Below are 22,440 nucleotides of genomic sequence, written 5' to 3'. Positions count from 1 at the left end.
TCCGCGGGACCACGCCGGTCTCCGCCGGGACCGGCCGGCCCCCTCGACCCGCACGCACGTCCGTCTTCCCTGCCTTGGAGCACCTCCGTGATCACCGCCTCCCGACTCGAGTTGCGCGCCGGCGCCCGGATCCTCATCGACTCCGCCTCCTTCCGCATCGCCAAGGGCGACCGCATCGGCCTGGTCGGCCGCAACGGAGCGGGCAAGACCACCCTCACCAAGTGCCTGGCCGGGGAAGGCGTTCCCACCGCCGGAACGATCTCCCGTTCCGGCGAGGTCGGCTACCTTCCGCAGGACCCGCGCACCGGCGACCTGGAGGTGCTGGCCCGCGACCGCATCCTCTCCGCCCGCGGCCTGGACACCGTGATCCGGCGCATGCGCGAGAACGAGGACCGGATGGCGAACGGCAAGGGCGCCACCCGTGAACGGGCCATGAAGAAGTACGAGCGGCTGGAGACCGAGTTCCTCACCAAGGGCGGGTACGCCGCCGAGGCGGAGGCCGCCACCATCGCCGCCAGCCTCGGGCTGCCCGACCGCGTGCTCGGCCAGCCGCTGCACACCCTCTCCGGCGGTCAGCGCCGCCGTGTCGAGCTGGCCCGCATCCTTTTCTCGGACGCCGACACGCTCCTCCTCGACGAGCCCACGAACCACCTGGACGCCGACTCCGTGGTCTGGCTGCGGGACTTCCTCAAGACCTACCGCGGCGGCCTGGTGGTCATCTCCCACGACATCAACCTCGTGGAGACCGTCGTCAACAAGGTCTTCTACCTGGACGCCAACCGCTCCCAGATCGACCTGTACAACATGGGCTGGAAGCAGTACCTCGCCCAGCGGGAGGCCGACGAGAAGCGCCGCAAGCGGGAGCGGGCCAACGCCGAGAAGAAGGCCACCGCGCTCAACTCACAGGCCGACAAGATGCGTGCCAAGGCCACCAAGGCCGTCGCCGCCCAGAACATGGCGCGCCGGGCGGAGAAGCTCATGGCGGGCCTGGAGGCCGAACGGCGGGCCGACAAGGTCGCCAAGCTGCGCTTCCCCGACCCGGCTCCCTGCGGGAAGACGCCGCTGATGGCGGAGGGCCTGTCGAAGTCCTACGGTTCGCTGGAGATCTTCACCGACGTCGACCTCGCCATCGACCGCGGCTCCCGCGTGGTCATCCTCGGCCTCAACGGCGCCGGCAAGACCACGCTGCTGCGGCTGCTGGCCGGTGTGGAGGTTCCCGACACCGGACGCGTCACGCCCGGTCACGGCCTCAAGCTCGGCTACTACGCCCAGGAGCACGAGACGCTCGACCCGGACCGCACGGTGCTGGAGAACATGCGGTCCTCCGCGCCCGACATGGACCTGGTCGACATCCGGAAGACCCTCGGGTCGTTCCTGTTCTCCGGCGACGACGTGGACAAGCCGGCGGGCGTGCTCTCCGGCGGGGAGAAGACCCGGCTGGCGCTCGCCACCCTCGTCGTCTCCTCGGCAAACGTGCTGCTGCTCGACGAGCCCACCAACAACCTCGACCCCGCCAGCCGCGAGGAGATCCTCGGCGCGCTGAAGACGTTCACCGGCGCCGTCGTGCTGGTCACCCACGACGAGGGCGCCGTGGACGCCCTCGCCCCGGAGCGGATCATCCTGCTCCCGGACGGCGTGGAGGACCTGTGGGGCGACGACTACGCGGACCTCGTCGCGCTCGCCTGACCGCCCCCGGCCCCGTTCCGGCCGGGCCGGTGGATCACCTGCTGGATCATTCGGCCTACGCGTGATCCTTCATCTGGGTGAGAGCGGCTGGTACCCCGGCGCGGCGCCTCCCTGCCCGCCCCGGAGCCTGCAGCCCGCGCCGGGGGCGGGCGCAGGAATCCCGCCATCGCGCCGCTGACCTGCACCTCCTTCACCCGGCCGGGCGCGCGCGTGCGCCGGGCACGTGCCCGTGGCCAGAGCATTCGGCGCGTGCGCCGATCCGCCGCAGGCACGGGATTGCACGGGCTTTGCCGAATGGGTGGCCAGAAGTGTGTGGAGGGGTGATCATGGGAGTCACAGAGCGCACTTCCCCTGAGGAGGCACGGGTGGCCGAGACTCTGAAGAAGGGCAGCCGGGTGACCGGCGCTGCACGCGAGAAGCTCGCGGCAGACCTCAAGAAGAAGTACGACTCCGGTGCGAGCATCAGGGCGCTGGCCGAGGAGACCGGCCGTTCCTACGGGTTCGTCCACCGGATGCTCAGCGAGTCCGGCGTTGCCCTGCGCGGGCGCGGCGGTGCGACCCGCGGAAAGAAGGCAGCCTCGTCCTGACCTGGGTACCGGGTCGTCGCCGCCGGTGGTTACTCTTCGGTATGTCTGACCGCCGAGAGTGGCCACCGGAGGAGCACCGATGACCGAGACCCTGCTGGACAAGGACGGCGTGCGGCTCACCGTGGAGGGTGACACCGCCACGGTCACGCTCGCCGTGCCCGCCAAGCGGAACGCGCAGTCGCCCGCCATGTGGCGGATGCTGACCGAGGCCGGCCGGGTCCTTCCCGGGACCGTGCGCGTGGTCGTGCTGCGCGCCGAAGGGCCCTCCTTCTCCGCCGGCCTGGACCGCCAGGCCTTCACGCCCGAGGGCTTCGACGGCGAGCCGTCCTTCCTGGACCTCGCCCGGGGCACGGACGACGAGGTCGACGCGGTCATCGGCGCGTACCAGGACGCGTTCACCTGGTGGCGTCGCAGCGACGTGCTCACCATCGCCGCCGTGCAGGGGCACGCCGTCGGCGCCGGCTTCCAGCTCGCCCTCGCCTGCGACCTGCGCGTCTGCGCGGACGACGTGCAGTTCGCCATGCGCGAGACCAGCCTCGGGCTGGTCCCGGACCTGGCCGGTACCAAGCCCCTGGTCGGCCTGGTCGGCTACGCCCGCGCCCTGGAGATCTGTGCCACCGGGCGGTTCGTGCACGCCGCCGAGGCGGAGCGCACGGGCCTGGCGAACCTCGTCGTGCCGGCCGCCGAACTGGACGGAGCGGTCGCCGACCTCGCCGCGGCCCTCCTGGCGGCGCCGCGCGACGCCGTCGTGGAGACCAAGGCGCTGCTCGCCGGCGCCGCAGCCCGCAGCCACGAGGAGCAGCAGACCGCCGAACGTGCGGCCCAGACGCGCCGCCTTCGGGACCTGGCCGGTCTCGCGGACTGACCGCCCGGTCCGTTCGCCGCACGGCCCGGTGCACGCGGCCGGTTGACTCTCCGTCACCCTTTCGGCGCGCGGTGCGGGCTCCCGCCCCGCCCGGCGCCTAACGTGGGCGGCGGAGCGGCAGACCGCGCCGCCGTCTCGAATGGGGTGAAGACGATGACCGACATGGAGTCCCGCAAGGGCACGGAGACACGAGCGGCGTCCCCGAGCGCCGGTACGCAGAAGACCTTCGGCCCGGGGGTGTCCTCCGGCGACCGCGGCCGCACCACCATCGCCGACGGGGTGGTGGAGAAGATCGCCGGTCTGGCCGCCCGCGACGTCGTGGGCGTGCACGCCATGGGCAGCGGCTTCGCCCGGACTTTCGGCGCCGTCCGCGACCGGGTGCCCGGCGGCACCCGGTCGGCGTCCGTCAGCCGTGGAGTCAAGGCCGAGGTGGGCGAGGTGCAGACGGCCCTCGACCTGGAGATCGTGGTGGAGTACGGTTTCGCGATCCTGGAGGTCGCGGACTCGGTGCGTTCCAACGTCATCAACGCCGTCGAGCGGATGACCGGCCTGGAGGTCGTGGAGGTCAACATCGCCGTCAGCGACGTCAAGCTGCCCGACGAGGAGGACGGCGACGAAGAGGAGCCGGGCCGCTCCCGTGTCCAGTGACGGTTCCGGCGCCGGTGAACGGAGGAACGCACGATGAGCATGGCCGTGGTCGGCCTGATCGCGGGGATGGCCCTGGGCTTCGCCGGGTACTTCGGCGGCTTCGGCGCCTTCCTGCTGGTGGCGGCGCTGGGCGCGATCGGCTGGGTGGCCGGCCGGTTCCTCGACGGCGACCTGGACGCGGGGGAGTTCTTCCGGGGCCGTGACGGCGGACGGCGCGGGCCGCGGTGACCCGCCCCGAGCAGTCGGCGGAACGGGTCGTTCCGCCCACCGAACGGGGGGCCACCCGCATCGCCGACCGGGCGGTGGCCAAGGTCGCCGCACAAGCTGCCAGGGAGGCGCTCCGCGCCGGCCCGGACGCGGCGACGCTCCCCGTAGGCGGCGGCACCGTGCCCCGGTCCGGCGTCGATGTGCGCGGCGATGTCGCCCGGGTGCGGCTCTCCGTCGAGCTGGGATATCCCTCCGACATCGGCGCGCAGTGCGGAGCGGTGCGTCGTCAGGTCACCGCGCGGGTAGGGGAACTGACCGGAATGCAGGTGTCGGACGTGACCGTACGGGTGGACCGGCTGCACTCGGCACACCTGCGCGGCGACGGCCTCGGGAGGGTCCGGTGAGCGACGACCAGTCGGGAGGCGGCGAGCGCGGTGCCCCCGACGCCTCCGGCGCGGACGGCCCCGCGGGCGGGCCGGGCGACACCCGGCCGCTCACGCTGAGGAAGGACGGCTCCGGTACCGCACCGGCCCCCGGCGGGGGACCGGGCGCGGGCGATCTGGAACAGGACTTCTCCTCCGCCGCCTACACCCCCGGTACCGACGGCGGCGGCCGGGTGGGCCGCCTGTGGGCCACCCGCCGCCTCCCCGCGGCGCTCGTCGCCGCGGTGCTGCTCGTGGCGGCGGCGCTGCTGCTGTACGACGTGGTGGCCGTGCGCCTGGACCGGCCCGGCATGGCATGGCGCCGGGAGCTCGCCGACGAGCTGGCCACCCGCCCGATCGACGACGTGTGGGTGCGCGTCGGCGCCGTGGCGGCCGTCGTGCTCGGGCTGTGGCTGCTGGTCGGGGCGCTCACCCCGGGGCTGCGGGGCCTGCTGCCGATGCGCCGCGAGCACGCCGACGTCCGCGCCGCGCTGGAGCGGAGCGCCGCCGCGCTGGTGCTGCGGGACCGTGCCATGGAGGTGTCCGGCGTCCAGGCCGCCAGGGTGAAAGTGGGCCGGCGCCGGGTGCGGGCCCACGCACAGGCCCACTTCCGCGAACTCGACGAGGTACGCGCCGAACTGGACTCCGCGCTGGGAGAGGGCATCCGGGAGCTGGGGGTGGCGAGGCGGCACCGGCTGTCGGTGCGCGTCCGGCGCCCGAAACGATGAGGGGCCCCGCCGACGGCACGGCCGTCCGGGGAGGGGCCGAGGCGAGGAGAGAGGGAGGGCGATGCTCCGCACGGTCAACCGGGTCCTGCTGACCCTGGCCGGCCTGCTGCTGCTCGTGCTGGGCCTGGCGGTCCTGGCCGGCGGCTTCGACCTGCAACGGCGCTGGGGCTACGACCTGGGTTCCGGATGGCTGTGGAAGGGCCCCGGCGACGTCCTGCTGACCGACGCCGACCGCACCCGCTTCCGCGACGACGGCTGGTGGTGGCCGGTGGTGATCGCGGGTCTCGCCGTCCTGGTGCTGCTCCTGCTGTGGTGGTTCCTGGCCCAGTTGCGGCGTCGCAGGCTGGGGGAGGTGCTGGTGGAGAGCGGTGACGGCGAGGGGGCGCTGCTCCGCGGCCGCGCCCTGGCCGACGTGCTGGCGGCCGAGGCCGAGTCGCTGGCGGGCGTCGACCGCGTACGGGTGAGGCTGCTGGGGCGCCGCACCCGGCCGAGCGCCCGGGTCAACCTGCGCCTGGAGCCGCACGGCAGGCCCGCGGCCACCGTCGAACGGCTGCGGGCCGAGGCGCTGGAGCACGCCCGCACCTCCGCGGGCCTGGACGCCCTGCCGGCGGAGGTCAGGCTGCGCGGCCGGCGTCACCGCGCCGAACGCGTCACCTGACCCGCCCTGCGCGCCCGGTCACCCGTACGGCCGAGTCCCCCGCACGGCCGTCGCCCGCGCGTCTCCCACCGCCGGGCGGGCCGGGGGAGACGCGCGCGGACGGCGCGCTCACAGGCCGCGGCGCGCACCCCCGTCCACCGGCACCACCACGCCGTTCACGTAGGAGGCGGCGGGGGAGAGCAGGAACGCCGCCGCACGGCCGAACTCCTCCGGCGTGCCGTACCGGCGCAGCGGCACCTTCTCCTCGCTGCGCCGCCGGGACTCCTCCGCGTCGCCGCTGAGCGCGTCGAGTTCCCGCACCCGGTCGGTGTCGACACGGCCCGGAGCGAGACTCACCACCCGCACGCCGCGCGGGCCCACCTCGTCGGCCAGCGTCTTCGCGAAGCCTGCCAGGCCCGGACGCAGTCCGTTGGAGACGGTGAGGCCGGGAATGGGCTCGTGGACGGAGCCGGACAGGACGAAACCGACGACTCCGCCCTCGCCGAGTGCGGCGGCCGCGGTGCGGGCCAGCCGCACCGCGCCGAGGAACACCGAGTCGAACGCGGCCTGCCACTGCTCGTCGGTGATCGTCTCCGCCGGGCCGGCGGGTGGCCCGCCGACGCTGACGAGCATGCCGTCGAAGCGGCCGAACCGGGCCCGGGCGGTCTCGATCAGCCGGCCCGGGGTCGCCGGGTCGGCGTTGTCCGCCGCCACCGGGGCGGCGGACTCGGCACCGAGACGGGCCGCCGCCTCGGCGGCGGCCTCCTCGGTCCGGCCGGTCACCACGACCTTCGCCCCCTCGGCGACGAGCTGCTGCGCCGAGGCGAAGCCCAGGCCACGAGTGGCGCCGGTGACGACGTGTACGCGGTCCTTCAAGCCAAGATCCATGCCCGCAGTCTGCCCTATGCCGTGCCAGGTGCCAGGTGCCAGGTGCCAGGTGCCAGGTGCCAGGTGCCGGCGTCCGTCCCGTGCCCGGGCTTGCGCTGGTGCGCCCGCCGGGCGACCGCGGCGGAGGGGGCCCGGGGCGTCAGCCGGCGGCGGCGCCCGCCGGAGCCGGTGCCCGCGCGGTGTCGTCGGCCTCCGTGCGGGCCCGGGCGCGGTCGCGCAGCTCGCGCCGCACCAGGACGACCCACCCGACCGGGACGCCCGCGGCGAACAGCCACCACTGCACCGCGTAGGCCATGTGCGGCCCGATGCTGTCGTGCTCCGGGTCGGGCAGCCGCTCCGGGTGTTCCCGGGGTTCCGGCGAGGACGCGGTGAGCTGGACGTAGCCGCCGAGTACGGGCCGGTCCAGCGCCTCCGCCCGCTGGTCGCTGTCGATCAGCATGACCTGGCGGTCCGGCAGGCCCGGCTTGTCCTTGATGCCGCTGGCCTCCGTGGTCTCGCTCGCCATGATCCGGCCGGTGACCGAGACCTCGCCGCGCGGTGCCGCCGGCACGTCGGGGAACTTCGTCAGGTCGCCGCCCGCCGGGATCCAGCCCCGGTTGACCAGCAGCACCGAGCCGTCGTCGCGCACCAGCGGCGTGAGGACGAAGTAGCCGATGGACTGGCCGTCGGAGGCGGTGCGCTGCCGGACGACCACCTCGTGGTCGGTGTCGTAGCGGCCGGTCGCCTCGACGCTGCGGAACCAGTCGTCGCGGTCCGGTTCCCCGCCCGACGCGGTGAGCTGCGTGACCGGCACGGCGGGCGCGGCCAGGCTCCGCGCGATCAGCTCGTTGTGCGCCACCCTCGCCTCGTGCCGGTGCAGCTGCCAGAAGCCCAGCTCGATCATCGCCGGAACGAGCGCCAGGCCGAGCAGCGTGAGGATCACCCACTGCCGGGACAGCAGGAAGCGGAGGCGGTACACAACCCCCGACGGTACCGGGCGCGGGTCAGCCCGCCGGGGACGGGGGTACCTCCCGCCCCGCGGGGCCGGGGGGCGGGTCCTGGGCGGGTGCGACGTCGCGGAGCAGGTGGGTGAACGCGGCCTCGTCGATCACCGGAGTGCCGAAGGTACGGGCCCGGGCGACCTTCGAGGTGACGGAGTGCGGGTCGTTGCTGACCACCAGACTGGTCCGGCGGGAGACGCTGGTCGCGATGTGCAGGCCCGCCTCGATCGCACGGTCCTCCAGCAGCTCGCGGTCGACGGAGGTGTCGCCGGAGAGCGCCACCCGCATGCCCTGCCGCAGCGGGCCGCCCTGCTCCCACCGCCCCGGGTTGGGATAGGGGCACGGCGGGCGCTTCCGCGACGGCCGCCGGCCGAAGCCGTACGGGCGGGAGCGGGGCGCGGAGTCGTAGCGGTCCGCGGCGGGCTCCGGGGGCAGCTCCGTGAGCGGCACGCAGGCCAGCAGCGGCAGGCGCACGCCGTGCCGGGCGGCGCGGTGGAGGCTCGGGCGGAACGCCTCGGCCAGCACCCGGGCGTCGTCCAGCGCGTGGTGGGCGCGCTGCTGCACCACGCCGTAGTGCGCCGCGAGCGACTCCAGCTTGTGGTTGGGCAGCGGCAGTGCCAGCTCCTTGGCGAGCGCGATGGTGCACAGCCGGTGCCGGACGGGCAGGGCGTGCGCGGTACGGGCGTACTCGCGGGCGATCATGGACCAGTCGAAGACGGCGTTGTGCGCCACCAGGACGCGGCCCTCCAGCCGTTCCGCGAGGTCCGCCGCGACCTCCTCGAACAGCGGTGCGTCGGCGAGGACTTCGGCGGTCAGTCCGTGGATCCAGGTGGGGCCGGGGTCGCGCTGCGGGTTGACCTGCGTGTACCAGTGGTCCTCCACGTCGCCGCGTGAGTCCAGCCGGTAGACGGCGGCGGAGACGATCCGGTCGTCGCGGCGCAGGCCGGTGGTCTCGACGTCCACCACCGCGTACCCCTCGGGGTAGTTCGAGGGCCAGCAGGCGTCGCCGGAGGCGGCGGCGCGGTGGGCGGGAGCGGACTGAGCGGGGATGTACAGGGCCCCCGCCTCCTCGTCCGGACGTGCCGTCTGGTCTTCGAGCATGGTCACAGAGGATACGGGCCGCGACTGACAGTTCCACGACCGCGCCTGCCCACACAGGGGCTTGACCGGCCGTCAGTCCCGCCCGGCCCGGTACGGTCCGCCGGGCGCCGCCCCGGAGACCGTCTACCGATCGGTAACGACCCCTGGCGCGCCGCGCGGAGGGGCTCTACCTTGCTGACATGCCGTCTCATCTGCCCGACGTCGTGCTGTGGTCCATCCCCGCCTTCCTCCTGCTCACGGTGATCGAGGTGGTCAGCCACCGGCTCCATCCCGACGACGACGCGGCCGGCTACGAGGGCAGGGACGCGGTCACCAGCCTGTCCATGGGCCTGGGCAGCCTGTTCTTCGACGCGCTGTGGAAGGTGCCGGTGGTGGCGATCTACGCCGCCGTCCACGAACTCACCCCGCTGCGGGTGCCGTTGCTGTGGTGGACGCTGCCCCTGCTGCTGCTCGCGCAGGACTTCTTCTACTACTGGTCGCACCGCGGCCACCACGTGATCCGCCTGCTGTGGGCCTGCCACGTGGTGCACCACTCCAGCCGCCGGTTCAACCTCACCACGGCGCTGCGGCAGCCCTGGACCAGCCTCACCTCCTGGCCGTTCTACCTGCCCCTGATCGCCCTCGGCGTCCATCCGGCGGTGCTGGCCTTCCTGGCGTCGGTCAACCTGGTGTACCAGTTCTGGATCCACACCGAGCGGATCGGCCGCCTGCCGCGCCCGGTCGAGGCGGTCTTCAACACGCCCTCGCACCACCGGGTCCACCACGCCTCGCAGGGCGGCTACCTGGACCGCAACTTCGGCGGCATCCTGATCGTCTGGGACCGGCTGTTCGGCTCCTTCGCGCCGGAGCGGGAGCCGTGCGCCTACGGGCTCACGAAGAACATCGAGACCTACAACCCGCTGCGGGTCGCGACGCACGAGTACGCGGCGATCGGCCGCGACCTGCGCGCGGCACGCAGCTGGCCGGAGCGCTTCGGCCGGGTGCTGCGCGGTCCGGGATGGCAGCCGAAGGGGGCCGAGCCGGAGCCCGGCCCCCTCGCGGCGCCGCACGGCTGAACGGCGGTCAGGCGCCGTTCAGCCCGTGGAGTGTCACTTCCGGACGGCGTCCAGCGCGTCGACGATGCCGTAGCCGTAGAAGCTGTTGATCTTGGCGTTGCCGGTGCACTCGGCGTTCACCTCGCCGTCGCCGTCGGGGTCGTACGGCCCCTCGGGACAGCCCGGGTTGTCGGCCCGTGCCTTCAGGCGCCACTGGATCTCCTGCGGCGTGGCGCGCCGGTGCTCGCTCTTGACCAGCGCGGCGACGCCGGCCACGTGCGGGGCGGCCATCGAGGTGCCCTGGAGGAAGGCGTAGTCGCCGTCGGGCATGGTGGACAGCACGCGGCCGTTCTTGCCGTCGCCCTCGGGGACCTGGTAGCGGTCGCCGCCCGGGGCGGCGACGTCCACGACGCCGTCGCCGTAGTTGGAGTAGTACGACTTCAGCGACTGGTCGCCGGTGGCGGAGACGGTCACCACGCCCGGCAGCTGTGCCGGGAGGTCCAGGCACTCGGACGGGTCGATGGTGCGCTCGACGGGTGTGGAGTCGTCCGGACTGGTCGCGTCGACGAGCTCGTCCGCGGCCAGGTCCTGGGCGGAGTTGCCGGCCGAGGCGACGTTGAGGACGCCCTCGCCCTCCGCGTACTCGGCGGCCCGTCCGACGGCCTCCAGGATGGCGGCCTGGTCCTCGTGGTCCGGGCAGTTGTAGAGCCAGGGGTCCGTGTAGTAGCTGTTGTTCGTCACCTCGACGCCCTGCTCGGCGGCGAACATGAAGGCGCAGACCACGGCCTCGGTGTAGAAGAGGCTGGAGCCCTGCTCGGCCACCTTGATCGAGGAGACCTTCACCCCGGGCGCCACGCCGGCGATGCCGACGTCGTTGCGCGGAGCGGCGATGATGCCCGCCACGTGCGTGCCGTGGTAGTGGCCGCCCTCCGCGTAGGGCCGCCAGGCGCCCCACGAGGTGTCGGGCTCGCCGCCGACGCAGTTGGCGGACTGGGTGGGCGCGAAGTTCTTCCGCAGGTCCGGGTGGGTGTCGTCGACGCCGGTGTCGACCACGGCGACGGTGACGCCGCGGCGTCCGTCGTCGATCGCGTGCGCCCGGTCGGCCTTGATGGCCGGGATGTTCCACTGGAGCGACTCCAGCGGCTCGTCGGGCGCCGCCTTCTTGCGGGCCCCGGGCGCGAGGCGCTGCTCGTTCTTCGCCAGTTCGGCGGCCAGCCGTTCCGGGTCCTTGACGTACTGCGGCTTGCCCACGTCCGTGGTGGCGGCCGCGCTGAGCGGAGCGGTGCGGGTGGCGCCGGCGGAGTCGACTCCGTCGACCGCGCGCATCGTCTTGCCGAAGCCGGGGTCGGTGGAGTGGGCGATGACGACGCCGATCTCCTCCCAGGACGTGACGACGGTGCCGCCGGCGTCCTCGACCTCCCGCTCGACGCGGTCCACGGTGGCGGAGTCGGTCGCGGTGTTGACGACGTAGCTGAGCTTCTCGCCGTCCGCCGCGGGCCGGGCGTCCTGCGCGAGCGCGGTCGACGCGCCGGGCAGGACCGCCAGCGACGCGGTCAGTGCCAGGCCGAGCGGCACCGCCAGTGCGTGCCGCCGTCTGGGCTTCACTGAATCCATGGGGTCTCCATGCCGTTTCGAATGTGACTTCCCGTGGAGGAACTTAGCCCTGTTGAGTGCAGTTGAGGGGTAGATCCAGAAAGAAAATCGTCGAATCAGACCGGCTTGGCGGCTTTCTCCTTCATCTTTCAACTACCTACCCCTGTTGTACGCAGCGTCATCCCCTTACGATGCGCGAACGGTGTGGCCGGATGTTGCGCAGGTCACACCGAACGTCCGCCTTCCCGACCTCTCTGGGAGTCGCCGTGGATTCCGCATCACACGAAGCGAGCGCCGGTGCCGCGCCACCGGCCGACCGGAACTACATCGAGGTGCAGCGGAGCGCCGAGTTCGTCGCCCTGCGCCGGGCCCACCGGTCGTTCGCCTTCCCGCTCACCGTCGCCTTCATCAGCTGGTACTTCCTGTACGTCCTCCTCTCCATCTACGCCGGTGCGCTGATGGGTACCAAGATCGTCGGCAATATCAACGTGGCATTCGTGTTCGGTGTCGCCCAGTTCGTCACCACGTTCGCCATCGCCTGGTGGTACTCGCGGCACGCCGCCGCGAAGCTCGACCCCGCCGCGGACGCCATCAAGTCACGCCTGGAGGGCGGCGCATGAACACCTACCTGCAGGTCGCCGCGGCGGACGCCGGCGAGCACCGCACGCTGATCATCACGCTCTTCTCCGTCTTCGTGGCCGCCACGCTCGGGGTCACCGTGTGGGCCGGACGGCGCACCAAGGACGCCACCGACTACTACGCCGGCGGTCGCTCGTTCAGCGGTTTCCAGAACGGCCTGGCCATCTCCGGCGACTACATGTCCGCCGCCTCGTTCCTCGGCATCGCGGGTGCCATCTCGCTCTTCGGATACGACGGCTTCCTCTACTCCATCGGCTTCCTCGTCGCCTGGCTGGTCGCACTGCTGCTCGTCGCCGAGCCGCTGCGCAACTCCGGCCGCTTCACCATGGGCGACGTGCTCGCCTACCGGATGCGGCAGCGGCCGGTCCGCACGGCCGCGGGCGTGTCCACCATCGTGGTGTCGATCTTCTACCTGCTCGCCCAGATGGTCGGCGCCGGCGCCCTGGTGGCGCTGCTCCTCGGCGTGTCCGGCGACGTGGGGAAGAACGTCATCGTGGTGCTCGTGGGCGTCGTGATGATCCTCTACGTCACCATCGGCGGCATGAAGGGCACCACCTGGGTGCAGATGATCAAGGCGTGCCTGCTGATCGCCGGGACCCTGCTCATCACGTTCCTCGTCATGCTGAAGTTCGACTTCAACATCTCCACGCTGCTCGGCGCGGCCGCCGAGAACAGCGGGCAGGGAGCGGCGTTCCTGGAGCCGGGCCTCAAGTACGGCGTCTCGACCACCACCGAGATCGACTTCATCTCCCTCGGTCTCGCCCTGGTGCTCGGCACGGCCGGCCTGCCGCACATTCTCATCCGCTTCTACACGGTGCCCACCGCCCGCGCGGCGCGGAAGTCGGTCATCTGGGCCATCGGCATCATCGGCGCCTTCTACCTGATGACCATCGCCCTCGGCTTCGGCGCGGCGGCACTGCTCTCCCGGAAGGAGATCACCGAGTCCGACGCGGCCGGCAACACCGCCGCCCCTCTGCTGGCGCAGAACATCGGCGGCGGCGCCGACTCGGCGGGTGGCGCGATCCTGCTCGCCGTCATCTGCGCGGTCGCCTTCGCCACGATCCTCGCGGTGGTCGCCGGTCTCACTCTCGCCTCGTCCTCCTCCTTCGCGCACGACCTGTACGCGAACGTGATCCGCAAGGGCAAGGCCTCCGACCGGGAGGAGGTCAAGGCCGCACGGGTCTCCTCCATCCTGATCGGCGGCGTGGCCATCCTGCTGGGCATCTTCGCCGGCAAGCTGAACGTGGCCTTCCTGGTGGCGCTCGCCTTCGCGGTCGCCGCGTCCGCGAACCTGCCGACGATCCTCTACAGCCTCTTCTGGAAGCGCTTCAACACCACCGGGTCGCTGTGGTCCATCTACGGCGGCCTGTCCTCGTCCGTGCTGCTGGTGGTCTTCTCCCCGGTCGTCTCCGGCAACCCGAGCGCCATGTTCCCCGGCGCCGACTTCCAGTGGTTCCCGCTGAACAACCCCGGTCTGGTGTCGATCCCGCTCGGGTTCCTGCTCGGCTGGCTGGGCACCGTGCTGTCGAAGAACGAGGACGTGGACGGCCGGAAGTACGCAGAACTGGAGGTCCGCTCGCTGACCGGCACCGGCGCGCACTGACGGCCGGCTCCCGGCGCCGCATCGGGCGGCCCGACCACGCTCCGTGCCCCCTCGTCACTTCAACGAACTGTTGAATGTCGGCGCTCTCGCGTACGCTGCGAAGCAGTTGCGAGACAATGGAAGCCACCGTGGAAGGGCCGCCCATGCTGCTCGACACATACGGCCGGGTCGCGACCGACCTCCGGGTGTCGCTCACCGACCGGTGCAACCTGCGCTGTACCTACTGCATGCCCGAGGAAGGGCTGCAGTGGCTGGCCAAGCCGCAGCTCCTGACGGACGACGAGATCGTCCGGCTCATCCGCATCGCCGTCACCGACCTCGGCGTCGACGAGGTCCGCTTCACCGGGGGCGAGCCCCTGCTGCGCCCCGGGCTCGTCGGCATCGTGGAGCGCTGCGCCGCGCTCGAACCGCGCCCGCAGCTCTCGCTCACCACCAACGGCATCGGTCTGGAACGCACCGCCGCCGCGCTCCGCGAGGCCGGTCTCGACCGGGTCAACGTCTCGCTGGACACTCTGCGGCCGGAGGTCTTCCAGCGGATGACCCGCCGCAAGCGGCACGCCGACGTGCTGCGCGGTCTGGAGGCGGCGCGCGCCGCCGGCCTCACTCCCGTCAAGGTCAACACCGTGCTGATGCCCGGCCTCAACGACGACGAGGCACCCGACCTGCTCGCCTGGGCCGTGGAGAACGACTACGAGCTGCGGTTCATCGAGCAGATGCCGCTGGACGCCCAGCACGGCTGGCAGCGCGACGGCATGATCACGGCGGGAGACATCCTGGAGTCGCTGCGCACCCGCTTCACCCTCACCCCCGAGGGCGAGGAGGCCCGCGGCTCCGCACCCGCCGAACGCTGGACCGTCGACGGCGGCCCGCACCGTGTCGGCGTCATCGCCTCCGTCACGCGGCCGTTCTGCCGCGCCTGCGACCGCACCCGCCTCACCGCGGACGGACAGGTCCGCACCTGCCTGTTCGCCCGGGAGGAGTCGGACCTGCGCGGCGCACTGCGCACCGGGGCCGAGGACGCCGAGGTCGCCCGGCTGTGGAAGCAGGCCATGTGGGGGAAGAAGGCGGGCGCCGGCATCGACGACCCCTCCTTCGTCCAGCCCGACCGTCCGATGTCGGCGATCGGCGGCTGAACCGGTCGGCTCCGGCCGCCCGGAGGGGCCGCTTCGTCCTCCCGCTCAGTCCTGGTCCCCCGGCGCCGCCCTCTCGCCCTGCTCGCCGGGCGTGTCCCGCTCCTCCGCGGCCTGCCATTCCGTCAGACGCACCACGTCCTTGAGGAATCCGCGCATGCCCAGGAACGAGGACAGGTGCTCCCGGTGCTCCTCGCAGGCCAGCCAGGTCTTCCGGCGGTCCGGCGTGTGCAGCTTGGGGTTGTTCCAGGCCAGGACCCACACGGCGGGCTCCCGGCAGCCCTTGGCGGAGCAGATCGGCGACTCGTGGTTCTGCGCAGACATCACGCCCCCATCCAACACCACGGGAGCGGTGGAAAAGGCGACGCCGGGCGGCCACGGGGGGAGCCGCCCGGCGTCGGTCCGTCGCTCCGACGGGGGATGCGGAGCGCCTTCGAAGTATGGCACGGGCACACCCGCGCACGGCAGCGGAACTGGACGATTCCCCTGACCTTTTCCCGGCCCTTTGCGCGGGCCGGCGGTTCAACGGCCGCCGTCGGCAGACCCGTTGACCTCCTCGGACCGGTCGGTCCCCCGCGGCTCGCCCGCCGGCGTCTCCTCGTCCGGGCGCTCCGTCGCACCCGGCCCGAGCACGGGACGGCTCGGACCCGTCACCAGCGTCGGCGGCATGTCCCGCACCCGCTCCCGCCCCGCGTTCGCGATCACCACGGCGACGTACGGCAGCGTGGCACCGAGGACGAGCGTGACCACGGCGAGCGGTCGCTGCACGTTCCACAGGATCACCGTCAGCAGGACCGCGAGCGTGCGGATCAGCATCGAGATCACATAACGCCGCTGACGCCCGCGGACATCGTCCTCCAGGCCCTGCCGGGCCCCGGTGATCCGGAAGACCTGGGGACTCTTCTGCTTGCGCAACACGCTCCACCACCCGCTCGTGCGCCGGTCACACCACGTTCCGGACGTCTCCCACGGTACGCCGCCCCGCCCGGCCCACCGATACCGGCCGCCGCCCGCAGCGGGTGCACCCTCGGGGCGCGCGTACGACACTGGCGGAGGACACGCGGCCGGCGTGTCCGGCGCGCCGTCCACCGGGAGGCGAGAGATGAACTGGCTGTGGGCCCTCGTGGTCGGGCTGGTGCTGGGCGTACTCGCCCGCGCCATCCTCCCCGGCAAGCAGCACATCCCCCTGTGGCTGACCGTGATCTTCGGGATGCTGGGGGGCCTGCTGGGCAACGCCGTCTCCGGCTGGGCCGGGGTGGCGGACACCTCCGGCATCGACTGGATCCGGCACGTGCTGCAGCTCGCCGGGGCCGTGCTGATCGTCGCCCTCGGAGCGCCGCTGTGGGCGAGCATCCGCGGGAAACCGAGGACGCGGGAGCAGGGCCGCCGGGCCGCCTGAACCGGCGGCCGGCGACCCGTGGGAACGGCGGTTACGCCCCCCGGACCTCGGCGATCTTCCGCCCGGCCTTGAGGTAGACCGTGCCGGACAGACCCGCCTCGGCGAGCTTCTCCGGCACCACCTCGCCCAGCGGGCGCAGCGCGTCCGCTTCCGGGAGGACGAGGGCCTGCTGCTCCCCGCCGGTCTCCACGATCAGCCGCAGCCCGTTCTGCTTGGCGATCCGGCGGGCCGCGGACGCGCTCGGCGTGAACTCCAGGACCTTGCTGAGCAGCGCCGCGATGCCCTCGCCGCCGTGCTCGGCCAGATCCAGTGAGGGCAGCGACTCCACGTCGGAGAAGGACTTCTTCGAGAACTGCGCGACGAACCCGGCGCGCGCCTTCATCGCGGTCTCCACGCCGTACAGCGCGGTCACGACCTCGCCCGCCAGCACCTTCTTCAGGTCCATCGGGTGCAGGTCCCGCTTCTCCACCCGGGCCAGCGCCTGCTCGATCTCCGGGTCGGTCCACTCCGTCCACGCCCGCAGGTAGGGGGCCATCAGCCGGTCCGGGATGGACATGATCTTGCCGAAGACGTCCTCCGCGGACGCGGTGAGCGGGATGTAGTTGCCCTTCGACTTCGACATCTTGGCGCCCGTGCCGTCGGTGCCCTCGATGAGCGGCATGGTGGCGACCAGCTGCGGCCGCTGCCCGTAGATCTCCATGATCTTGCGGCCCATCTGCATGTTCAGCAGCTGGTCCACGCCGCCCAGCTCGATGCCCGCCCCGATCTCCGCGGAGTCGATGGCCATGGCGACCGGGTAGATCAGCTCCGACATCGTCAGCCCGGAGCCGGCTGCCAGCCGGTTGCGGAAGTCCTCGCGCTGGAGCAGCTGCGAGGCAGGGATCTGCGACAGGATGCCGATCAGCCGCGGCAGCGTGATCCCGGCCAGCCACTCGCTGTTGTGCCGGAACCGCACCCTCTCGAAGTCGAAGAACGGCCGCACCTGGTCCCGGTAGCCCGCCAGGTTGCGCGCGATGTCCTCGTCCGTCAGCGGCGGACGCTCCGCCGTGCGGCCCGAGGGGTCGCCGATCTTCGCCGTGATGTCGCCGATGATCAGCGTCACGTCGTGGCCCATCCGCTGGAAGCGGCTGAGCACGATGATCGGCACCGCGTGCCCGAGGTGGATGTCCGTGGCGGTCGGGTCGATGCCCAGCTTGACGTGCAGAGATTCACCCGCGGCCCGACGGGTCTCGATCTCCTCGGCCAGCTTCTCCTCCGACGGCAGCAGGTCCACCGTGCGGGCGGCGATCAGCGCGGCCTGCTCCCCGGCGGACAGGTCGCCGAGGTCCAGATACCGCCGCGACCCGGTCTCGGCGAGCAGCTGCTCGACGGTCGGGTCGGAGGAGAGGTCCTGGGCCAGCAGGGCGCTTGCCCGCTGCACGGAGTCGCCGAGGCGTGTCACGTCTGTCGCCTTAAGGGATCGGTGTCGGATGGATGCGGAACAGAGTCTATGCGGGGACGCCGCCGCCCTCGCGCACGCGGGCGGCCCCGGGGCGCGCGGGCGGTAGGACCCACGCGGTGGCGGCGGCCCGCCGGGCTCACACGCCCCGGCTGACCGAGCTCATGTGGAAGTCGGGCACCCGCAGCGGGGGCATCGCCGCGCGGGTGAAGTAGTCGGACCACTCGCGGGGCAGCGTCCGCTCCGTCCGGCCGGCCTCCGTGACGCGGGACAGCAGGCTGACCGGCGACTCGTTGAACCGGAAGTTGTTCACCGCGCCCGTCACCTCGCCGTTCTCCACCAGGTAGACCCCGTCCCGGGTGAGGCCGGTGAGCAGCAGCGTCGCCGGGTCCACCTCGCGGATGTACCACAGGCAGGTCAGCAGCAGGCCCCGCTCGGTGCGCGCCACCATGTCCTCCAGCGACGCGCCCCCGCCCGCAGCGCCGCCGGCCTCCAGGACCAGGTTTCCCGCCTCCGGCGCGACCGGCAGCCCGGTCAGGCCGGCGCTGTGCCGGGAGGTGAGCAGTGAGGTGAGTGCGCCGTCGCGGATCCAGTCGGTGGCCGCCACGGGAAGACCGTTGTCGAACACGGACGCGTCGTCGCCCGACGCGTGTGCCAGCACGAACGGCGCGGCCTCCAGTCCCGGTGCGTGCGGGTCGCTGCGCAGCGTCAGCGGCAGTCCGGACAGTCGCTCGCCGACCCGGGTACCGCCCCCCGGCCGGCTGAACACCGTCCGCCCCTCGGCCGCGTTGCGCGCGCCGGACGACCACAGCTGGTAGATCAGCAGGTCCGCGACGGCCGTGGGCGGCAGCAGCGTCTCGTACCGGCCCGCGGGCAGCTCCACGCGGCGTTCCGCCCAGGCCAGCCGCTGCGCCAGCTCCGCCTCCAGGGCCGCCGGGTCGACGTCCGCGAAGTCCCGCGTGTACCGGCCGGCCCACGCCGAACGGGACAGGTCGCGCGACTTGGCGTTCAGCTCGACCGTGCCGGTCGGCTGGTCGTGCCGCAGCCGCAGCCCCGCGGAGGTGCCCAGGTAGCTGGACGTCAGGGAGTGGCTCGCGAAGCCGTACAGCTCACGCCCGCCCGCGTGCGCCCGGGCGAACGACTCCCCCAGCGCGGGGGCGAACGCGCCGAACACGCCGGAGTCGGTCTCGGCCGGGGTGTCGGCGAAGTCCGCCGACGCCGGCACGCCCTCCACCAGCGGTTGCGCGTCCTCGGCCGGACCCGCCGTCCGCGCCGCGTCCTCGGCGGCCCGTACCAGCGGCTCGAGCTCGTCCGGGGTGACCGCGGAGCGGGACACCACGCCGGACGCCGTGCCCTGCCCGCCGTCCACGGTGGCCACCACCGTCAGCCGCCGGCCGCGGGTCACGCCGTTGGTGGTCAGCGCATTGCCGGCCCAGCGCAGATTGGCGGTCGAGGTCTCGTCGGCGATCACCACGCAGCCGTCCGCGCGGGACAGCTCCAGCGCCCGCTCGACGACCTCGTGCGGCTTCCGCGTCGCGCGGCTCATGCGCCTGCCTCCTGCGTGGTGTTGAGGATGTTGACGCCCCGGAAGAGGGCCGAGGGACAGCCGTGCGACACCGCGGCGATCTGGCCCGGCTGCGCCTTGCCGCAGTTGAACGCCCCGCCCAGCACGTACGTCTGCGGGCCGCCGACCGCCTCCATCGAGCCCCAGAAGTCGGTGGTGGTCGCCTGGTACGCCACGTCCCGCAGCTGTCCGGCGAGCCGCCCGTCCTCGATCCGGTAGAAGCGCTGCCCGGTGAACTGGAAGTTGTACCGCTGCATGTCGATCGACCAGGACCGGTCGCCCAGCACGTAGATCCCGCGCTCCACACCGCCGATCAGCTCGTCGGTGGACGGCCCGTCCGCCGCGGGCTGCAGCGACACGTTGGCCATCCGCTGCACCGGCACGTGGCCCGGCGAGTCCGCGAACGCGCAGCCGTTGGAGCGGCCGAGCCCGGTCAGCCTCGCGATGCGCCGGTCCAGCTGGTAGCCGACCAGGGTGCCGTTCCGCACCAGGTCCCAGGACTGTGCCTGCACGCCCTCGTCGTCGAAGCCGACGGTGGCCAGGCCACCGTCGGCGGTGCGGTCGCCGGTGACGTGCATCGCCTCCGACCCGTAGCGCAGCGTCCCCAGCTGGTCGAACGTCGCGAAGGAGGTGCCCGCGTACGCCGCCTCGTAGCCCAGCGCGCGGTCCAGTTCGGTGGCGTGGCCGATCGACTCGTGGATCGTCAGCCACAGGTTGGACGGGTCGACCACCAGGTCGTAGGAGCCCGGTTCGACGCTCGGCGCGCGCAGTTTCTCCGCCAGCAGGTCCGGGACGCGCTCCAGTTCGGCGTCCCAGTCCCAGCCCGTGCCCAGCGCGTACTCCCAGCCCCGGCCCACCGGCGGGGCGAGCGTCCGCATCGAGTCGAACTCCCCGGAGCCGAGCACGGCGGTCGCGGTGAGCTGCGGATGCAGCCGCACCCGCTGCTGCGTGGTCACCGTTCCGGCGGTGTCGGCGTAGAACTTGTTCTCCTGCACCGTCAGCAGGCTCGCGTCCACGTGGCTGACGCCGTCCGCGCCCAGCAGCCGCCCGCTCCACTCCGCCAGCAGCCCGGTCTTCTCCGCGTCCGGCACGTCGAACGGGTTCACCTCGTAGGAGGAGACCCACGTCCGCTCGCCGTGCACGGGCTCCTCCGCGAGCTCCACCCTCTCGTCGGAGCCCGCCGCATCGATCACCCGGGCGGACAGCTTCGCCATCTCCACGGCGCGCGTCGCCACCCGGGCCGCGGCGTCCATGGTCAGGTCCACCCCCGCGGCGAACCCCCACGCCCCGCCGTGCACCACGCGCACCGCGTAGCCGGTGTCCGTGCTGTCCATGGACCCGGCCGGCCTCCCGTCCCGCAGCCGCCACCCGGCGTCCCGGACGCGCTCGAACCGGAAGTCCGCGTGCTCCGCCCCCAGCGCCTTCGCTCGCGCCAGCGCCGCGTCCGCGAGCGCCCGCAACGGCAAGGCGAGAAAGGACGGGTCGATCTCCTGCGCGTGCGCCACGGGCGCCTCCCACTCTCGTCGCTCGGCCAGGGGTCATCATGCCCCGACACACGACGCCGGGGCACGGAATTCCGCGTGCCGCACCCGCCTCACCACGTCGTACGGCACCCCGGCGCGCCACGGCCGCCACTGTGGGGTCCCCACAGTGGCGGGGTCGGGGTGCTGTCCGTGCCGGATTCCGTGCGGGAGGTACTCGGGAGATAGGTTCGGGAACAGCGCAGACCAGTGCTCCACACAAGAAAGGGTGGTCCCGCCTTGAGTCGCTCGGTACTCGTCACCGGAGGAAACCGCGGCATCGGCCTCGCCATCGCCCGGTCCTTCGCCGACGCAGGCGACAAGGTCGCCATCACCTACCGGTCGGGGGAGCCGCCGAGCGGTTTCCTCGCGGTGCGGTGCGACATCACCGACCCCGAGCAGGTGGAGCAGGCCTACAAAGAGATCGAGGAGAAGCAGGGCGCGGTCGAGGTGCTGGTGGCCAACGCCGGCGTCACCCGCGACCAGCTTCTGCTCCGCATGTCGGAGGAGGACTTCACCTCCGTCCTGGAGACCAACCTCACCGGTACGTTCCGGGTCGTGAAGCGCGCGACCCGCGGCATGCTGCGGGCACGCCGGGGCCGGGTCGTGCTCATCTCGTCCGTGGTGGGCCTGCTGGGCTCCGCGGGACAGGCCAACTACGCCGCGTCCAAGGCCGGACTGGTCGGCTTCGCGCGCTCGATCGCCCGTGAACTGGGCTCGCGCAACATCACCTGCAACGTCGTGGCCCCCGGCTTCGTCGACACCGACATGACCAAGGCCCTCACCGAGGAGCAGCGCGAGGGCATCGTCGGGCAGGTGCCGCTGGGCCGCTACGCCCAGCCGGAGGAGATCGCCTCCTCGGTCCGCTTCCTCGCTTCCGAGGAGGCCGCGTACATCACCGGAGCCGTCATCCCCGTCGACGGCGGATTGGGCATGGGTCACTGACGACATGAGTGGACTTCTCGCAGGGAAGCGCATCCTGGTCACCGGCGTCCTCACGGACTCCTCGATCGCCTTCCACGTCGCCAAGCTGGCGCAGGAGGAGGGCGCCGAGGTCGTCCTCACCGGCTTCGGGCGGCTCTCACTGGTGCAGCGGATCGCCAAGCGGCTCCCCAAGGAGGCGCCGGTCTTCGAACTGGACGTGCAGAACAAGGAGCAGATGGCCGGCATCGCGGGCCAGGTCGCCGAGCACTTCGGCGACGACGCGTCGCTCGACGGCGTCGTGCACTCCATCGGCTTCGCCCCGCAGGACGCCCTCGGCGGCAACTTCCTGAACACCGAGTGGGAGTCGGTCGCCACGGCGGTGGAGGTCTCCGCCTATTCGCTCAAGTCGCTGACCATGGCGCTGCTCCCGCTGCTGGAGAAGCGCGGCGGCTCCGTCGTCGGCATGGACTTCGACGCCCAGTCCGCGTGGCCGAAGTACGACTGGATGGGCGTCGCCAAGGCCGCGCTGGAGTCGACCTCCCGCTACCTCGCCCGCGACCTGGGCGCGAAGAACATCCGCTGCAACCTCGTCTCCGCCGGGCCGATCAAGTCGATGGCCGCCAAGTCGATCCCGGGTTTCGAGGAGCTGGCGGACGTGTGGAACACCCGCGCCCCGATCAGCTGGGACCTCACCGACCCGGAGCCGGCCGCCCGCGGTGTCGTCGCGCTGCTCTCGGACTGGTTCCCGAAGACCACCGGGGAGATCGTGCACGTCGACGGCGGCGTGCACATGATGGGCGCCTGACCGGGCAGAACACCGGCACCCACCGGCACCCACCGGTACCCC

Annotated in this window: 24 protein-coding genes; 15 read left to right on the top strand and 9 right to left on the bottom strand. The window is 72.5% G+C overall.

Features of this window, described 5'->3' with window-relative positions:
* Positions 1–87: 87 nt before the first annotated feature.
* The 8 genes from K304_RS0101985 to amaP all read left to right on the top strand — a co-directional run bounded on the left by K304_RS0101985 (position 88) and on the right by amaP (position 5,801).
* Positions 88–1,686 (top strand): ABC-F family ATP-binding cassette domain-containing protein, encoded by a 1,599-nt coding sequence (locus K304_RS0101985; protein WP_027762366.1) that lies wholly within the window; start codon positions 88–90, stop codon positions 1,684–1,686.
* A gap of 365 nt (positions 1,687–2,051) precedes the next feature.
* Positions 2,052–2,273 carry a helix-turn-helix domain-containing protein gene (locus K304_RS0101980; protein WP_023529120.1) on the top strand — a complete coding sequence of 74 codons (222 nt, stop codon included), beginning with the start codon at positions 2,052–2,054 and terminating at the stop codon, positions 2,271–2,273.
* 79 nt (positions 2,274–2,352) lie between these two features.
* On the top strand, positions 2,353–3,138 hold the full coding sequence (locus tag K304_RS0101975) for an enoyl-CoA hydratase/isomerase family protein (protein WP_027762365.1): 786 nt from the start codon (positions 2,353–2,355) through the stop codon (positions 3,136–3,138).
* Positions 3,139–3,291: 153 nt separating this feature from the next.
* Complete coding sequence (locus K304_RS0101970; protein WP_027762364.1) at positions 3,292–3,786, top strand: Asp23/Gls24 family envelope stress response protein; 495 nt, start codon at positions 3,292–3,294, stop codon at positions 3,784–3,786.
* A gap of 33 nt (positions 3,787–3,819) precedes the next feature.
* A complete protein-coding gene (locus tag K304_RS0101965) occupies positions 3,820–4,014 on the top strand; it encodes a hypothetical protein (RefSeq protein ID WP_027762363.1) in 195 nt (64 codons plus the stop codon).
* Complete coding sequence (locus tag K304_RS0101960) at positions 4,011–4,397, top strand: Asp23/Gls24 family envelope stress response protein (RefSeq protein ID WP_027762362.1); 387 nt, start codon at positions 4,011–4,013, stop codon at positions 4,395–4,397. The genes K304_RS0101965 and K304_RS0101960 overlap by 4 nt, the downstream gene beginning before the upstream one ends.
* Positions 4,398–4,492: 95 nt before the next feature.
* The gene (locus K304_RS26845; protein WP_051307802.1) at positions 4,493–5,143 is read left to right on the top strand and encodes a DUF6286 domain-containing protein; all 651 of its coding nucleotides are present in this window, start codon (positions 4,493–4,495) and stop codon (positions 5,141–5,143) included.
* A gap of 61 nt (positions 5,144–5,204) precedes the next feature.
* Positions 5,205–5,801: an alkaline shock response membrane anchor protein AmaP gene (amaP, locus tag K304_RS0101945; RefSeq protein WP_027762361.1), complete on the top strand. Its 597-nt coding sequence runs from the start codon at positions 5,205–5,207 to the stop codon at positions 5,799–5,801.
* A gap of 108 nt (positions 5,802–5,909) precedes the next feature.
* On the opposite strand, the gene K304_RS0101940 is transcribed toward amaP, so the two are convergent.
* The 3 genes from K304_RS0101940 to K304_RS26835 form a co-directional block, all read right to left on the bottom strand.
* Positions 5,910–6,668 (bottom strand): SDR family oxidoreductase, encoded by a 759-nt coding sequence (locus K304_RS0101940; RefSeq protein WP_027762360.1) that lies wholly within the window; start codon positions 6,666–6,668, stop codon positions 5,910–5,912.
* A 139-nt stretch (positions 6,669–6,807) separates the two neighbouring features.
* Complete coding sequence (locus tag K304_RS26840) at positions 6,808–7,626, bottom strand: SURF1 family cytochrome oxidase biogenesis protein (RefSeq protein WP_051307717.1); 819 nt, start codon at positions 7,624–7,626, stop codon at positions 6,808–6,810.
* Between the two features lie 25 nt (positions 7,627–7,651).
* Positions 7,652–8,749, bottom strand: a complete 1,098-nt coding sequence (locus K304_RS26835) for a DEDDh family exonuclease (RefSeq protein WP_078528328.1) — start codon at positions 8,747–8,749, stop codon at positions 7,652–7,654.
* A 179-nt stretch (positions 8,750–8,928) separates the two neighbouring features.
* Here K304_RS26835 and K304_RS0101925 point away from each other — a divergent pair, with 179 nt between their 5' ends.
* Positions 8,929–9,804, top strand: a complete 876-nt coding sequence (locus tag K304_RS0101925) for a sterol desaturase family protein (protein WP_027762359.1) — start codon at positions 8,929–8,931, stop codon at positions 9,802–9,804.
* A gap of 33 nt (positions 9,805–9,837) precedes the next feature.
* On the opposite strand, the gene K304_RS0101920 is transcribed toward K304_RS0101925, so the two are convergent.
* On the bottom strand, positions 9,838–11,397 hold the full coding sequence (locus tag K304_RS0101920; RefSeq protein WP_027762358.1) for a S8 family serine peptidase: 1,560 nt from the start codon (positions 11,395–11,397) through the stop codon (positions 9,838–9,840).
* Between the two features lie 245 nt (positions 11,398–11,642).
* Between K304_RS0101920 and K304_RS0101915 the strand changes: the two genes are divergently transcribed.
* From K304_RS0101915 to moaA, 3 genes are all read left to right on the top strand, one after another.
* Positions 11,643–11,996, top strand: coding sequence for a DUF485 domain-containing protein (locus K304_RS0101915; RefSeq protein WP_051307716.1), 354 nt, complete (start codon positions 11,643–11,645; stop codon positions 11,994–11,996).
* On the top strand, positions 11,993–13,618 hold the full coding sequence (locus K304_RS0101910; RefSeq protein WP_027762356.1) for a sodium/solute symporter: 1,626 nt from the start codon (positions 11,993–11,995) through the stop codon (positions 13,616–13,618). Before K304_RS0101915 ends, K304_RS0101910 begins: the two co-directional genes overlap by 4 nt.
* Positions 13,619–13,761: 143 nt before the next feature.
* Positions 13,762–14,751 carry a GTP 3',8-cyclase MoaA gene (moaA, locus tag K304_RS0101905; protein ID WP_027762355.1) on the top strand — a complete coding sequence of 330 codons (990 nt, stop codon included), beginning with the start codon at positions 13,762–13,764 and terminating at the stop codon, positions 14,749–14,751.
* A gap of 45 nt (positions 14,752–14,796) precedes the next feature.
* Here moaA and K304_RS26830 read toward each other — a convergent pair whose 3' ends face one another.
* Positions 14,797–15,072, bottom strand: coding sequence for a hypothetical protein (locus K304_RS26830; RefSeq protein WP_051307715.1), 276 nt, complete (start codon positions 15,070–15,072; stop codon positions 14,797–14,799).
* A gap of 198 nt (positions 15,073–15,270) precedes the next feature.
* On the bottom strand, positions 15,271–15,666 hold the full coding sequence (locus tag K304_RS32680) for a DUF3099 domain-containing protein (RefSeq protein WP_486591548.1): 396 nt from the start codon (positions 15,664–15,666) through the stop codon (positions 15,271–15,273).
* Between the two features lie 184 nt (positions 15,667–15,850).
* On the opposite strand from K304_RS32680, the gene K304_RS0101890 reads away from it, so the two are divergent.
* Positions 15,851–16,147 carry a hypothetical protein gene (locus tag K304_RS0101890; protein WP_027762354.1) on the top strand — a complete coding sequence of 99 codons (297 nt, stop codon included), beginning with the start codon at positions 15,851–15,853 and terminating at the stop codon, positions 16,145–16,147.
* 31 nt (positions 16,148–16,178) lie between these two features.
* Here the strand turns inward: K304_RS0101890 and tyrS are convergent, their stop codons facing one another.
* The 3 genes from tyrS to K304_RS0101875 form a co-directional block, all read right to left on the bottom strand.
* On the bottom strand, positions 16,179–17,588 hold the full coding sequence (gene tyrS, locus K304_RS0101885) for a tyrosine--tRNA ligase (protein WP_027762353.1): 1,410 nt from the start codon (positions 17,586–17,588) through the stop codon (positions 16,179–16,181).
* Between the two features lie 136 nt (positions 17,589–17,724).
* Positions 17,725–19,131 carry a TldD/PmbA family protein gene (locus K304_RS0101880; protein ID WP_027762352.1) on the bottom strand — a complete coding sequence of 469 codons (1,407 nt, stop codon included), beginning with the start codon at positions 19,129–19,131 and terminating at the stop codon, positions 17,725–17,727.
* Positions 19,128–20,654 (bottom strand): TldD/PmbA family protein, encoded by a 1,527-nt coding sequence (locus tag K304_RS0101875; RefSeq protein ID WP_027762351.1) that lies wholly within the window; start codon positions 20,652–20,654, stop codon positions 19,128–19,130. The genes K304_RS0101880 and K304_RS0101875 overlap by 4 nt, the downstream gene beginning before the upstream one ends.
* Positions 20,655–20,909: 255 nt before the next feature.
* On the opposite strand from K304_RS0101875, the gene fabG reads away from it, so the two are divergent.
* A complete protein-coding gene (fabG, locus tag K304_RS0101870; RefSeq protein ID WP_027762350.1) occupies positions 20,910–21,614 on the top strand; it encodes a 3-oxoacyl-[acyl-carrier-protein] reductase in 705 nt (234 codons plus the stop codon).
* A 4-nt stretch (positions 21,615–21,618) separates the two neighbouring features.
* Positions 21,619–22,398: an enoyl-ACP reductase FabI gene (fabI, locus tag K304_RS0101865; RefSeq protein WP_027762349.1), complete on the top strand. Its 780-nt coding sequence runs from the start codon at positions 21,619–21,621 to the stop codon at positions 22,396–22,398.
* The last annotated feature ends 42 nt before the right edge of the window (positions 22,399–22,440 follow it).

This window comes from Streptomyces sp. CNS606, assembly GCF_000426325.1.
This window is presented reverse-complemented; position numbering and strand designations above follow the sequence as displayed.